Annotated in this window: 12 protein-coding genes; 7 read left to right on the forward strand and 5 right to left on the reverse strand. The window is 43.4% G+C overall.

Features of this window, described 5'->3' with window-relative positions; translation table 11 throughout:
* Positions 1-19: 19 nt before the first annotated feature.
* From BLV33_RS19765 to BLV33_RS19775, 3 genes are all read left to right on the forward strand, one after another.
* Positions 20-1,405, forward strand: a complete 1,386-nt coding sequence (locus tag BLV33_RS19765; protein WP_171909211.1) for a tetratricopeptide repeat protein — start codon at positions 20-22, stop codon at positions 1,403-1,405.
* Positions 1,406-1,693: 288 nt separating this feature from the next.
* On the forward strand, positions 1,694-2,023 hold the full coding sequence (locus BLV33_RS19770; protein WP_139305779.1) for a hypothetical protein: 330 nt from the start codon (positions 1,694-1,696) through the stop codon (positions 2,021-2,023).
* A gap of 637 nt (positions 2,024-2,660) precedes the next feature.
* On the forward strand, positions 2,661-5,084 hold the full coding sequence (locus tag BLV33_RS19775; protein WP_090795533.1) for a TOTE conflict system archaeo-eukaryotic primase domain-containing protein: 2,424 nt from the start codon (positions 2,661-2,663) through the stop codon (positions 5,082-5,084).
* Between the two features lie 288 nt (positions 5,085-5,372).
* Here BLV33_RS19775 and BLV33_RS19780 read toward each other — a convergent pair whose 3' ends face one another.
* The 3 genes from BLV33_RS19780 to ggt form a co-directional block, all read right to left on the reverse strand.
* Positions 5,373-5,735 (reverse strand): response regulator, encoded by a 363-nt coding sequence (locus BLV33_RS19780; RefSeq protein WP_090795537.1) that lies wholly within the window; start codon positions 5,733-5,735, stop codon positions 5,373-5,375.
* Positions 5,736-5,766: 31 nt separating this feature from the next.
* On the reverse strand, positions 5,767-6,675 hold the full coding sequence (locus BLV33_RS19785) for an HD-GYP domain-containing protein (RefSeq protein WP_171909212.1): 909 nt from the start codon (positions 6,673-6,675) through the stop codon (positions 5,767-5,769).
* A 382-nt stretch (positions 6,676-7,057) separates the two neighbouring features.
* On the reverse strand, positions 7,058-8,722 hold the full coding sequence (ggt, locus tag BLV33_RS19790; RefSeq protein ID WP_216234853.1) for a gamma-glutamyltransferase: 1,665 nt from the start codon (positions 8,720-8,722) through the stop codon (positions 7,058-7,060).
* Positions 8,723-9,024: 302 nt separating this feature from the next.
* Between ggt and BLV33_RS19795 the strand changes: the two genes are divergently transcribed.
* A complete protein-coding gene (locus tag BLV33_RS19795) occupies positions 9,025-9,951 on the forward strand; it encodes a ketopantoate reductase family protein (protein ID WP_090795550.1) in 927 nt (308 codons plus the stop codon).
* 117 nt (positions 9,952-10,068) lie between these two features.
* Here the strand turns inward: BLV33_RS19795 and BLV33_RS28890 are convergent, their stop codons facing one another.
* Together BLV33_RS28890 and BLV33_RS19805 are read right to left on the reverse strand one after the other, a co-directional pair.
* Positions 10,069-10,620 (reverse strand): hypothetical protein, encoded by a 552-nt coding sequence (locus BLV33_RS28890; RefSeq protein WP_139305780.1) that lies wholly within the window; start codon positions 10,618-10,620, stop codon positions 10,069-10,071.
* Between the two features lie 200 nt (positions 10,621-10,820).
* Complete coding sequence (locus tag BLV33_RS19805; RefSeq protein WP_090795558.1) at positions 10,821-11,225, reverse strand: MerR family transcriptional regulator; 405 nt, start codon at positions 11,223-11,225, stop codon at positions 10,821-10,823.
* A 111-nt stretch (positions 11,226-11,336) separates the two neighbouring features.
* Between BLV33_RS19805 and BLV33_RS19810 the strand changes: the two genes are divergently transcribed.
* From BLV33_RS19810 to BLV33_RS19820, 3 genes are read left to right on the forward strand one after another with little or no spacing between them, the layout of a single operon-like run.
* Positions 11,337-11,597 carry an SDR family NAD(P)-dependent oxidoreductase gene (locus BLV33_RS19810; RefSeq protein ID WP_090795562.1) on the forward strand — a complete coding sequence of 87 codons (261 nt, stop codon included), beginning with the start codon at positions 11,337-11,339 and terminating at the stop codon, positions 11,595-11,597.
* Positions 11,545-11,976 carry a HEAT repeat domain-containing protein gene (locus tag BLV33_RS19815; protein WP_171909213.1) on the forward strand — a complete coding sequence of 144 codons (432 nt, stop codon included), beginning with the start codon at positions 11,545-11,547 and terminating at the stop codon, positions 11,974-11,976. Before BLV33_RS19810 ends, BLV33_RS19815 begins: the two co-directional genes overlap by 53 nt.
* 29 nt (positions 11,977-12,005) lie before the next feature.
* Positions 12,006-13,424 (forward strand): cyclic nucleotide-binding domain-containing protein, encoded by a 1,419-nt coding sequence (locus BLV33_RS19820; RefSeq protein WP_171909214.1) that lies wholly within the window; start codon positions 12,006-12,008, stop codon positions 13,422-13,424.
* Positions 13,425-13,437 lie beyond the last annotated feature (13 nt).

Below are 13,437 nucleotides of genomic sequence, written 5' to 3' on the forward strand. Positions count from 1 at the left end.
TGAAAGGAAGGAATCATATATGCCATCTCCCCATGCTGCTATAAATCCTTTGCTTATTTCCACCCTGAAAAGACAACCTTTATCAAGCATCCCGGAGAAACCGACAGTTTCCTTGCTACCTGGCATTCTTACCAAAATAATTACTAGATATAAAAAGAAAATTGATCTTCAATTCGAATCCAACAAGCAGGTTTTGATCTGCGGTCATTGTGGGAGCAAAGGACAGTATGATATTGGTTTTGTTGCGTTCAATCTGGAACGTTGGCAGAAAGATGAGAAAGATTCAAGTTTCAAAAGCCAACCCTATCAAAGAGACATGATGGATTATGTACAAACGACAGGGTATATTCGCTGCAAACAATGCAATGGTGCAGGAAACTGGAAAGCAAAGGATCTTTTTTCCATGTTTGGTTTATTGACGAGGTTGTTTGCAGAAGGGAAAGAAGACAAGTCAAGTTACATGGCAGGTGAAATTGCCCTTTATGACGGGAGTACTCCCAAGTGGGCAACCGATGCAGAGGAAAACTTTTTGAATAAGCTTCGTGAAAATGTTCAAGACGGTTTTCTATGGAATCGGTTAGGCAACCTGTATTTGAAAGGGGGGAGACCGGAACTGGCCGCCGCAGCGTATGAGAAATCTATTCAAGTGGACCCGTCCCAAGTGGAATCCCATTATTCACTGGGCCGGCTATTATTTCAAGTTGATGAACTTGAAAAATCCGCTTATCATAGCAGAATGATGCTGGTATACGCCCGCCATTACCCAAAGATGGCCATCCTTGATCTGAGAGAGATTTTGGCTATAGGACTGCAAAACTTATATGACATTCATGTAGAATCTGACCGGAAAATCGCGTTTATGCCGACAAAGGAAGAGCTTGAGGTTTTGAATTCGTTTAAGGAAGTGGCTGCAGGTTCTGAACCTCCTACGTTGTCCTTAGTCGATTTGGAGGTTTTTCCGGATGATCGGAAATCGTTCTACCCAGTGGCTGAAATGTATATGTGGCTCAGAAAGGATGAAATTCCGGCTAGCGAGAGAACTTTGGATCAATACTTGCCGGAGAAACGCAAGCAGATCGTGACACGTGCTGGGGGTCATTCTGCAACCGACTTAGGAACAGATAGCAAACCTGTCGTCATAAGAGTAAGATCGGAAGAAAGAGCTGAAAAAATTTATCAACTATGTGAGCGATACGAACTTCAATGCATCATTGGGATTGAATATGTAGAAGATTTGTCTGACCTTAGAAAAGCATTGATGCAAAAACTTAGTCCGTCCAATGTATATGTTCCGTGTCTATGCGGCAGCGGGTTGAAATATAAGTTTTGTTGCGGCAATAAGCTAAAAAATTTCGATTTGGAACGGTTTATTGAGGAAAATGGTACAGGCGGCGGGGCCAAATGATTTGGAGAGAAAAGAAGTGGAAACCAAGGGCACAACAATGTGAGACAAGAGTGTCGCTATTTTGGGCACTGTTTATGATGAGGATGAACCCGGAGAAGATGAAATCATGCTTCCTACAGTCTCTAATGAAACCTTGAAGGTTTATAGTATAGCTTGTATATGTCCTCATTTACTATAAAAAGATAAATGACTTGAATGGTTATTTGTCGAATGAGGAACCGTTTGATATTAACTTTGGACCATTGAAACACGAAACAAGCCATTCATGAAATAGTGAATGCTGGATGTATGATGGAGAAGTTCAGATCAACAGGTGATTCTCACTATCTAGGAGATGGCTATTATTTTTATCATGACCTAGTACAAGCTGAGGTTTGGGCGAAGATGAAAGTAAGTAGAAACCCGAAATACTCTGGTGAGGACTGGGCCGTACTGAAGTGTGTAGTAGATTTAGATGAGGATCAGCTTCTTGATCTAGATAATAGAGATGAGCAGGACTTTTTCTTTTCTGAAATAATCAAATTATATGAACAACTTGGAGCAAATCAGCTGGAGCTCTTTGAATATAATGATTCATATCTCTGCAATCATATTGCATCCATTACTGGGGTTCAGTGATCACGAAAACATTTCCCTATGTTGATAAAGGTGAGGTATTTCCGTCAAGATTCTGCTGGCTTTAAAGTTAGAAATAAACCACAAAGCAAGTAAGTTTTTTGAGGGGATGCAAACGAAGTATCTTGAATAAAGCTGTAAATTACAAAATAAAACTAAATAAATTTTACTGTACGTTACCCGAGAATCCCCTCGTTTTTTTGTAGTCAACATGTAGCCAAAAGGTCTAAATCAAGGTAAGAACAGCTAAATTTAAATAACATCAATTAACATGCTCTGGTCCTCGAAACCCGCATGAGATAACACTTCTTAACACTTTTGAAGAAATCCTAAAACCATTTAAAACGGACGGGACAACTGTTCGACTCCCCTCAGTTGTTCGAACCCTTGTCCATACAAAACCACAACTTAAGGAAATGGAAAGGAGTTCGGCACGCTCTAGTCCTAACCAAGCGTCTAATCATTAATAGCGTCAGTACAGTGTGTTGCGTCTTGGTGACGCTTTTGACGGTACTGACGCTTTTCTGTAACGTTTAGCTTAGGGGTATACAAAACCGGGGCTTTTTATTTTACCGACATCTTATCTGTGATACAATTCTGATTATAAGAAACCATCGAAAGTTATTTGCTCGGAGGTAATATGAATGACTTTGAAAATAAGCTTCAGCATGCTTTATTGGAAATTCAACGATTAAGTCAGGAAAACGAACACCTTAAAAGAGAACTATCAAAATCTTTACCTGCAGTAGCTGTCGATTCTCCTCAATCTATAGTCGATTGTTCGAGCAAATTGCAAGAGCTTAAAGTGGAATCCGTTCATAATTTTTCGTCACCTCCTGAGAAAATCGCTCTATTTCGTAGTCTCTTTAGAGGTCGTGAAGATGTCTTCCCAATGCGTTGGGAAAACAAAACGGGGAGATCAGGGTATTCTCCTGCTTGTGGAAATGAATGGACGTCTGTTTGTAAGAAGCCGCAAGTGAAATGTTCTGAATGTCCGCATAAAGATTTTTTACCTGTGACTAACGAAGTGATTAATAAGCATCTGGATGCAAAAACCAACCAAACTATCGGTGTTTACCCCATGCTGCCCGATGAAACCTGTCGGTTTCTTGCTATTGATTTTGATAAGAGAAACTGGAAAGAAGATGCACTGGCAGTAGTGAACGTTTGTAACGAATTTAACGTTCCTGCAGCATTAGAAAGGTCGCGCTCAGGCCAAGGGGGACATATTTGGATCTTTTTTGACGAGGCCATCGACGCAAATTTAGCCAGGAAACTTGGATGCGCGATTCTAACCAAAACCATGGATAAAAGAAACCAGATCGGCCTAGATTCCTATGACCGACTTTTCCCGAACCAGGATACGCTTCCAAAAGGAGGGTTTGGGAATTTAATCGCTCTTCCCTTGCAAGGGATTCCTAGAAAGAATGGTAACAGTGTTTTTGTCGATGAGACTTTGCAGCCTTATCAAGATCAATGGCTATTCTTGTCTCAATTAAAGAAAATGAGCCGTGAACGGGTGCTGGGATTCGTACAAGATGCCGTTCGTAACTCGTCTGTTCTAAGTGTAGGGTACACAGACCCAGATACTGATGATGAAAAACCATGGGAACAAGGTAATGAGGTACTTGAAGAAAGGCCTATCGAAGAACCGCTGCCTTCAAAAGTGAAGATCGTACTGTCAAATATGATATATATTGAGAAAAATGATCTCCCATCTATCATGATCAATAGAATCTTTCGTTTAGCGGCTTTTCAAAATCCTGACTTCTACAAGAACCAAGCGATGCGACTATCTACTTTCGGAAAACCGCGAGTAATTAGCTGTGCAGAAGACTTCCCCAAACACATTGCACTTCCCAGGGGTTGTTTGCAAGCTGTGCTGGACCTTCTTAAGATACATTCAATCGAACCGGTTATTGCTGATGAACGCTTCCTAGGAAATCATATTGACGTAGATTTCAATGGAACCCTCACAATGTTACAAGATACTGCTGCAAGGTCTATTTTGGCGAATGAGATAGGAATTCTTTCGGCAACGACTGCTTTTGGAAAGACGGTTGTAGCAGCGTCAATAATCGCTAAAAGAAAGTTAAATACCCTGATACTTGTGAATCGACGCGAACTAATGGACCAATGGAAAGAACGGCTCAGTACCTTTCTGAATGTAGATATGAAGAGTATTGGCGTCATCGGAGGAGGAAAAGAAAAACGAACTGGTCAGATCGATATTGCTGTTATTCAGAGTTTAAATCAAAAAGGAATAGTGAAAGAATACATTAACGAATACGGCCAAATCATTGTAGACGAATGTCACCATGTTTCTGCCTTTAGTTTTGAGCAGGTATTAAAGAAGGCAAAGGCGAAGCATGTTTTTGGTTTGACAGCAACACTGACAAGACAAGATGGACATCAACCTATTGTACTTATGCAGTGTGGGCCTATACGTATTCGCGTGGATTCAAAGTCACAGGCAGTAGCGCGTAATATGCAACATAAAGTGATACCTAGATACACCCAATTTCGTTTGCCGAGTCAAATATCAAACCCAGGAATACAGGATGTTTATCAGATTTTAATAAATGATGAAGAAAGAAACGAAATGATTTTTGATGATCTGTTGAAGTGTTTAGAACAGGGTAGATCGCCGATTCTTTTGGCAGAGCGGACTGCTCATGTTGAATATTTTGAAAAGAGGCTTGAGAAGTTTGCTAAGAATGTAATTGTCTTGCGTGGTGGAATGGGGAAAAAGCAGCGTGAGGCTCTTAGAGAGAAAATTGCAGCCATTGGGGACAATGAAGAACGTGTGCTTATTGCTACAGGTAAGTTAATTGGTGAAGGTTTCGATGATGCTCGTTTAGACACGTTATTTTTGGTGCATCCTATTTCTTGGAAGGGTACTTTGCAGCAATATGCTGGTCGTCTGCATCGTTCTCATATTAATAAGACTGAGGTTCAGATTTATGATTACATTGATCTGCAAGTTCCGGTGCTCATGAGCATGTTTAGGAAGAGGGTAAAAGGATATAAAATGATGGGGTACACAGGTGTTGACTTGATGTAGGGCGGGGCTATGCTACCTCCCCAAACATCCGAAGCAAAAAGCGGCGACGAATTGTGGATTTGGTACACCACGGTTCGCCTCCATACTGCTTGTGAGAGAGTACCTGAAAAGGTGTTCTCTTTTTCTATTTAGGGCTTTTGTGAGGGTTCGCGGCGGTTAGGAAACTTGATATGACTGGGTTTGTGGCTACCGCTGTTATTGAATAGCATAACAGTCTCTCACAGGGTACATTAACAGGCGCATCTTATATGAGAGAAAAATTGCTTCGGGGAACTGACTTATTAGAGGTTAAAATTCTAAGGCTTTATTAATTGCAACGAGAATCCTATCTTTTTGAAAAGGTTTAACAATAAAGTCTTTAGCACCCGCATGTATCGCTTCAATTACCTTGAACTGATGGCCTACTGCCGAACATATAATCACTTTTGCGTCTGCATGAGTTTTCTTGATTTCTCTTAAAGCTTGCAAACCGTCCATATCAGGCATCGTTATATCCATTGTCACCAGATCAGGTTTAACCTGCTTAAACAATTTTACGGCATCCTTACCATTAGTTGCTTCTGCCACAACTTTCAAGCCACTTTCCTCCAATATTTTTTTTAACACCATTCTCATAAATGCAGTATCGTCCACGACCATGACATTTGCCATTGTTAATTAACCTCCTTATTGTGGAATTGAATCATGCTACTATTTGTTCAACATGGATGGTCGATTCTTTACTTAAGTCAACGAATGCTTTCTCGACGCGCACTAAGGGACGAATCGGGTCTTCGGGGTTGATCATGATAATGCAACCTGTTCTTCCATCTGTTAATAAAGCATGATTCCCTACGAGTAATTGCATCATTTTATTCAAAAACAAATGAATAATTCGAGCATCGAAGATATCGAATGCATTTTGATGCATTTGTTTCAGTGTCTCGTAAAATGGAAAAGCATTGCGGTATGCTCTCTTAGAAGTCATCGCATGGAACACATCAGCTATACCAACAATACGACTGAAGAGATCGATTTTGTCTGCCCCTATCCCAAATGGATATCCGCTGCCATCTTGCCTTTCGTGATGTTGGAGAGCCACTAATGCTTGTCTATGGCTGCTCCCTGCTGTTTCTTTAATCATTTCGTAACCGAAAATGGAATGCTTCTTCGTGAAGTCATATTCATCCTTTGTCAGTTTCCCCGAATTATTAAGAATGTCTAATGGAATTTTCAGCTTGCCTATGTCATGAAGTAAGGCTGAAATAGCTAATTCTGATAGTTCAGTTTCTTTCAAACCGCACCATTTTCCAATTAATGTGGAAATAACTGCTACAGCGAAACTGTGTCGATAAGTGTAATCATCTTGGGATTTCAGTGACGTGAGTAATATTAATAAATTTGGTTTATTTGTAATTTGATGGATATGTGGAATGATTTGTTGCTGAAAATATAAAAGTGGCACTTTTTTCGAATGGCGACTCACCTGAAAAATCTCATTAATCTGTGTAACGCTCTCGTCAACAAGTTTATAGGGGTCGCAGCTCGAAAAACCTTCTGACGCTATTCGCCTCTTTTCATGATTCAGCGACATAATTTCAACCATTCTCATCCCTAACCTTTCTCTCATATCAGTTAAAATGTTACAATTAGTATCGCTTTTTGTTTTTATTTTATGGCACATTTTGTATCATGTCAATCATTAATTTGGAGTTTTGTCGTAAATTTGATTCGAATTGTATCAAAAAATGAAGTATGCAACTGAATCAATTGTAATCGACGGATTGTGGATTTGAACTGCCACACCTCACCTCCATATTGTAATCCACAACAACGAAAAGGAGCTTTGCCACTGAAGGTCAGTGGCAAGCTCCTTTTTGCTTTATACAGCATCGTTGTTCGATTACTGCAATCGTATTATTTATAATTCCAATTCAAGTTCAGTTTTCCGAACGCCATCTTCAAGCAAAAATGACTGCGTCTTTTTTACTGGCTTAATACCCTACAGCAGCGCCGTCACCGCGAGGATCCGCTCCGCCAAATTTGACATTAGTCGTAGGATCAATCAGAATCGCGCCGGCATGGCCCATCGTAGCCGAATAGTCCGGAAGTACTTTCACGGGATGACCGCGGCGGCTCATTTCTTGTACAACATCAGCCGGTATGCGTCCCTCGAGTTTCAAATCGTTGGAGGATGCGCCCCATGTACGGCCATGCAGCCATCTTGGAGCTTCAATCGCATCTTGTACGCTGAATCCGTAATCGATAATGCGGGTAACCAGAGCAGCTTGCGTTTGCGGTTGGCCTTCACCACCCATGGTTCCATATACCAGATAAGGTTTGTCGTCCTTGAACAGCATGGCAGGATTCAAGGTGTGGAACGTACGTTTATTCGGCTCCAAATGATTCACATGATTTCTATCCAAGGAGAAGAAGCTGCCCCTGTTTTGAAGCAAGACGCCTGTTCCTTTCGGAACGATGCCTGAGCCGAATTCATGATAAATACTTTGTATGATCGAAACTGCATTGCCATCTTTATCCACGACGCCGAACCATACGGTATCACCCTTCGGATCGAGCGGTTTCACATCAGTTGCGGCCTTGGTCATGTTAATGCGAGCCGCCAAGTTTTTGCCGTGCTGATCAGACAGTAAATAGTTCAAAGGAATTTGGCTGAAGGCCGGATCCGTCAAATACTTATCCCGGTCGGCGAAAGCTTGTTTGGTTGCTTCAACCATCAAGTGATAGTAATCCGCCGAGCCTTCCTTGATTTTTTTCAAATCGAAGTTGTTCAGCACGTTCAAAATTTCCAAGGAGGCCATGCCCTGCGTATTCGGCGGCAGGTTATAAGCCTGGTAACCTCTGTAATTTACCGTAATCGGATTGACCCAGTCGGCATGATGCATCGAGAAATCCTTTAGGGTCAGCAATCCTCCATTGACTTGTAAATCAGCTACGATCTTCTCGGCCACGTCGCCTTTGTAGAAACCGTCGGCTCCTTCCTCCTGGATCACTTTCAATGTTTCGGCCAAATCCTGTTGAATGAACAATTCGCCGGTTTTGTAAGGCTTGCCGTTCTCCTTCAGATAGGTTTTAGCAAAGCTGTCAAATCGCTGCAGGTTTTTGAATTCTAAATCGGTTGTATCCAATACGGCAACGGTGTTACTCTCTTGGCTTGGTGTTACTGGGAAACCGTTTTCCGCATAGCCGATAGAGGAGTCGAGCAGCTTGCTCCACGGCAAGTTGTTATCCATTGTCTCTTTCGCGTAGTTATACGCTTCCTGCCATCCGGATACAGCTCCGGGTACTGTGTTAGCCGCCAAGAATCCGCGCGCCGGAATCTTTTCGTATCCTTTGCTTTTATAGAATTCTATGGTCGCATTCTCACCCGAGTGTCCGCTTGCGTTCAAACCTTTCAATTCCTTGGTCTTCGCATTGTAGATCAACCAGAAGTTATCTCCGCCGATGCTATTCATATGGGGATAGACAACGGCCAATGTAGAAGCGGCTGCGATGGCTGCGTCTACTGCATTGCCTCCGTCTTGCAGCACTTTTAGAGCGGCTTGAGAGGCGAGGTAGTTGGAAGTGGTGACCATTCCATTTGTTCCCATGGTCGTCGGGCGATTGGCTGCAAAACTATTAATAGAGGGGCCAATCATAAGTGGTGCTACTAGCGTGAAGCCTGCTAAAAATTTTGTTAAACGGTTCATAGTCTACCTCCTACTAATTTGGTATATATTACATTTATTATAAATGATATATTCCGATTCGCAATGAAAAAGTACCAAACTATGTAAAATATATTTACATTGAAACACGGTAAATACAATAACGAGGTAAATCGAGTGAGAATATGTAACATAAATAGGGCAAGGATAATTGTGGTAATAAGGAAGGAATAACATGTTTTCTAATCGAATATATCGTTTATTGAACTTGATTCCATTTGATGAGGTGAAAAATGAGAATTACTGTTGTTGGAGCGGGAGCAGTAGGAGGATATTTCGGTGGTAGAATGCTTGAAGCGGGACTGGACGTTACCTTTATGGTTCGGGAGAAGCGGGCAGAGCAGCTTAGACACAAGGGGTTGTTGATTAAGAGTCACCATGGTGATGCAAGTATACAAAATGTAAAAATGGCGGTTCACGCCGAGGAGATTGTAGCATGTGATGTCGTTATCATCGCTGTGAAAAACTATCATTTGGAGCAGGTAATCGAGCAAATACGTTCTCTTGTAAATAAAGGAGCCAAAGTGCTGCCGCTGTTGAACGGGGTCGAGCATTTTGAGCTTTTGCAGCAGGCCTTAGGGAAAGAAGCCGTGATGGGGGGAGTTAGTCAGGTAATTGCCACACTGGATAGCGACGGACGTATCATTCAAATTGGACCTCACGATATGATGATCGGTGCCCTGCAGCCAAGCCAGGAACAATTATGCCTACAGCTGGATAAGGCTCTCACAGTTGCGAATATGCGGTGTTTGTACAAAGAGAATATTACACTGGAAATTTGGTTGAAGTATGCATTTATTGCCGCATTCTCAGGGGTAACGACTGCGGCACGGCTGGAGATCCATGACGTTCTTGCTACCCAACCGACACAAGACGTATTCCGTCAAGTATTGACTGAGATGCAGATGTTGGCGAATGCGAATGAAGTACAATTTCCCGACAATTTTGTGGAATTCATTTTTCAGAGAGTACGTCAATTGCCCAAAGGCTCTACTTCATCTATGCATCAGGATTTATCCAAGGGGTTACCCTTGGAAGTTGAGAGTTTGCACGGAGGAGCTTTAAGATTAGCTTCGCGGCTCAGTGTGGAAATCCCTGCAATCAAAACTTTATATGGCATAATAAAGCCTTATGAACAAGTTTCTGCAGTAGTATCTTGATTTCCTCTATCATTGGAATTTGAGGACGTTTTGTTCAAAAATGAGCTCTCTAAAAAGATAATGCAAAGATAAGAAAAGAATCCCCACTGCTAATAAGCAAATGGGGATTTTTTCATCTTAATGAACAACTTCAAATGTTGTTTCTGCGCTTGAATTGCCAGATGAAACAGTAATTCCCCAGTTTCCAAGAGTGGTGTTTCCTCCAACGTGCCAAGACCAACTTACATTGCCATCTGAATCAGCCTTTTTTGATTCAAGACCCGCAGCGGTACTAGGACCGCTCTTATAATGAACAACAATAGATGCTGTTGCCCCTGGTGCAACATTGGCTTTTAGGGTTGCGGTAGAATTTCGTGCGGCTGGAGATGTCACACTAAGGATTTTGACAACGGCTGTTTCTTCTTTTGGAGTTGCTTTAGTAGTTGGCTTTGGAGTTGCTGCTATAGTTGCTGAAGCGTTTGAGGAGTTAGGTGTTGAAACGGTTGATTGTGTAGCACTCGGTTGAGCTGATGGAGAAGGGGATGTGGTAACAGTTGTATGTTGAGTTGACGGAGAGGGGGATGTGGTAGTAGCTGCTGGTTGAGCTGATGTTGGCTTATTAGCTGTGCTACACGCTGTTAATGATAGGATAAGAACTAAAGACAAGGCAGCATAACGTAACTTTTTCATTGGTAATCTCCTTTTACATTTATATATTAGTTATTTTAAAACATCAGCTATTAAGTTTAAATTATAAAATAATAGAATAAATTACATTTTATGTATTTTAATTTTTATAGCAATTGATCATTTTTGGGTTGAAAAGTGATTACAAAATAAATACAGCAGCCTAGAATATGATCCTAGACTGCGGGGAAGGTTAACGGGGGTTAATTTTCCGTTGTTATTTTATCCAATTGCTGGTCCATCATTCGGGCCTTATCTGGATCATTGTAGATCGCGATTTTCGAATCGATGAGCTCAAGGTTATTCTTCAAGTCGTCAATTTGCTTCAAGACTTGGTTACGGTGAGCGGTGAGCATTGTTTTCCGTGAGTCAATCGTTTCGCTGCCCTGCGTGCACCAATCCGTGTATTGCTTGATGTCTTTGATCGGCATGCCAGTATCCTTCAGGCAACAGATCATTGCTACCCAGTTAAGATCCAATTCGGTGAACATCCGGTTACCGGATTTGTTCCTTGCAATAAAGGGCAGAAGGCCCTCTTTGTCATAAAAACGCAGCGTGTGCGCGGTCAGGCCGAATTTATTGGCCACCTCGTTAATAGTAAAGTTCATTATTTTCACCCTTTGTCTTGACTTAGAGTTAACTCGAAGTGATATTCTCACTATAGACCACAAAATTAGTAAGATCAAGTGGTCAATCACATTATTAAAGGAGCATGCACAATGGAAACAACTCAGAAAATCGCGTTAGTTACAGGAGGCAGCCGCGGGCTAGGCAGGAATTCAGCCATCGCGTTGTCCCGCAAAGGAATAGATGTCATCGTCACTTATCATACCCGGAAAGATGAAGCGGAATCGGTCGTCAAGGAAATCGAAGGCAACGGCCGAAAGGCTGCCGCACTGCAGCTGGATGCGGGGGACGTATCCTCTTTTGAAGCATTTGAATCCAAACTGTCAAATGTGCATCTTGAAGCCTTTGCTTGAAAGTGCCGACGAAGATGACAGGAGCGCTGTGGCGGCCCTGTTCGGGAGAATCGGCATCAAAGAGTTTTACAAGCCGCTTATCCCGTTGCTTCAGGACGAATCTGCACAGGTCCGTCGTCGTGCGCTTCGGTCAGCGGGAACTCTGCAAGTGCCGGAGCTCGTTTCGTACATTGTGCCGCTGCTTCAACACGGAGGCACTCGCAAGGATGCAATCGAGGCTCTGGCAGAGTACGATGAGAAGAAAATGATCCCGTTGCTCGTGCCTTACTTCGATCGGCCGCTGTCTCCACTGCATTTGCCGAAGGTATTCGAGAGAATCGCTACGCCTTTGGCGTTCGATAAGCTGTCGCATTGTATTCTTCGTCTAGCCTCGAGATGAGGGACAAGCTGCTGGAAGCCTTAGTCCGCATGCTTCGAAGCGTAACGGTCGCAGACAAGCAGGCTTCAGTCATCGAGGGACTGGTTGAGCAAGAGATGGAGCTGTACTGGGAGATATCGGAGCAAATGGCGGGGCTGTCTGCCATTCAAGCCTACGGGGAAGTGGCGGAAGTCGCCGGACAGATTCGATCGGCGGTCGTTTGGCGGATTTTTCAATTGCTCGCCCTCATTTTTGATGACTCGACAATTCGGGCGGTATACGCGAACTGGTCGGAGGGTGACGCACGCCAACAGGCAAACGCCATGGAAATTATGGATCAACTGACGAAAGGCCAGATCCGAATGGAATTGGCAAAAATCATGGCGATGCCGACAGCGGACATGAATGGCGTTAGATCGGAATCTCAGTTGGATAAGCAGTTGGAGTGGTTGAACGAACAGGACGACTTGTGGCTGCGCCAAATCATTCGGTACGCAGCGTATCCTGACGAGTCCGACGAACTCAAGGATCATATGGATCGTATTCGGCTTTTGCGGAACTTCTCTTTGTTCCATGGACTGACGAGCAGGGAGCTTTCCGCTTTGGCATTGAAACTGGTGACGGTGAGTACAAGCCGTGGGGAATATATTTTCAAGGCCCAGGATCCCGGAAACTCGCTCTATCTAGTGCGGAGCGGGGCGGTCGGAATTTATAGGGATGAAGAGAAGTTGGGCGAGAGGAAGGCTGGGGAATCCTTCGGACAGTCCGGGGTTCTGATTCGCAGGGTGCGGTCGGCGGACGCGAAGGTAGAGGAGGACAGCTTGTTTTGGAGGCTGGATTCGGATGATTTCTATGAAGTCATGTTCGACCGGTCGACTATCGCTATCGAGATGATGAAACGGTTATCCCGCAGGCTAAGATCGGTCTTGGCTCAGCAGAAAGAACAAACGAACGAAGCGGTGGACATGACGGCCCTACCCGGTGCCGCGTCCGTTGCGGCAGAATTAACTGCCAAGGAAGCAGCTGCGGCTTCTTTATTCATCGGGAAAGACCATCCGGATTCACTTCTTCGCAGGGTGTTGATTTTGCAGAAAATTGATCTGTTCAAGCACCTGTCCGCAGACGATATCGTTCGTTTGGCGCAGATGGTGGATGAAGTAGAATACGAGACGGGGGAAGTTATCTGCCAGGTGGGCGACTATGGAGATATGCTGTACGGAATCATCGAAGGAACCGTCCGCATCCATCGGGATGGTGATACAATCGCCTACCTGGGTACAGGAGACTGTTTTGGAGAAATGGCCATTATCGATAGCGGTCCCCGCTCGGCGGATTGCACTGCGACTACCCCGACCGTCCTGCTGCAGCTAAATAAAGATCAAGTTTTCTCGCTGTGCTTTCAGAACATCGATGTACTGCGGAGTATGCTGCAGGTTATGGGGGATCGGCTAATAGGAATGGCAGGTTAATCAGATCGTATGT

It is taken from the genome of Paenibacillus sp. GP183, from assembly GCF_900104695.1.
GTDB lineage: Bacteria > Bacillota > Bacilli > Paenibacillales > NBRC-103111 > Paenibacillus_AI.

Coding starts and splice junctions, on each gene's coding strand:
- BLV33_RS19765 (WP_171909211.1), top strand. CDS start 20: ATGCCATCTCCCCATGCTGCTATAAATCCTTTGCTTATTTCCACCCTG.
- BLV33_RS19810 (WP_090795562.1), top strand. CDS start 11,337: ATGGAAACAACTCAGAAAATCGCGTTAGTTACAGGAGGCAGCCGCGGG.
- BLV33_RS19770 (WP_139305779.1), top strand. CDS start 1,694: ATGATGGAGAAGTTCAGATCAACAGGTGATTCTCACTATCTAGGAGAT.
- BLV33_RS19795 (WP_090795550.1), top strand. CDS start 9,025: ATGAGAATTACTGTTGTTGGAGCGGGAGCAGTAGGAGGATATTTCGGT.
- BLV33_RS19820 (WP_171909214.1), top strand. CDS start 12,006: ATGCTTCGAAGCGTAACGGTCGCAGACAAGCAGGCTTCAGTCATCGAG.
- BLV33_RS28890 (WP_139305780.1), bottom strand. CDS start 10,620: ATGAAAAAGTTACGTTATGCTGCCTTGTCTTTAGTTCTTATCCTATCA.
- ggt (WP_216234853.1), bottom strand. CDS start 8,722: ATGATTGGCCCCTCTATTAATAGTTTTGCAGCCAATCGCCCGACGACC.
- BLV33_RS19805 (WP_090795558.1), bottom strand. CDS start 11,225: ATGAACTTTACTATTAACGAGGTGGCCAATAAATTCGGCCTGACCGCG.
- BLV33_RS19785 (WP_171909212.1), bottom strand. CDS start 6,675: ATGAGAATGGTTGAAATTATGTCGCTGAATCATGAAAAGAGGCGAATA.
- BLV33_RS19775 (WP_090795533.1), top strand. CDS start 2,661: ATGAATGACTTTGAAAATAAGCTTCAGCATGCTTTATTGGAAATTCAA.
- BLV33_RS19780 (WP_090795537.1), bottom strand. CDS start 5,735: ATGGCAAATGTCATGGTCGTGGACGATACTGCATTTATGAGAATGGTG.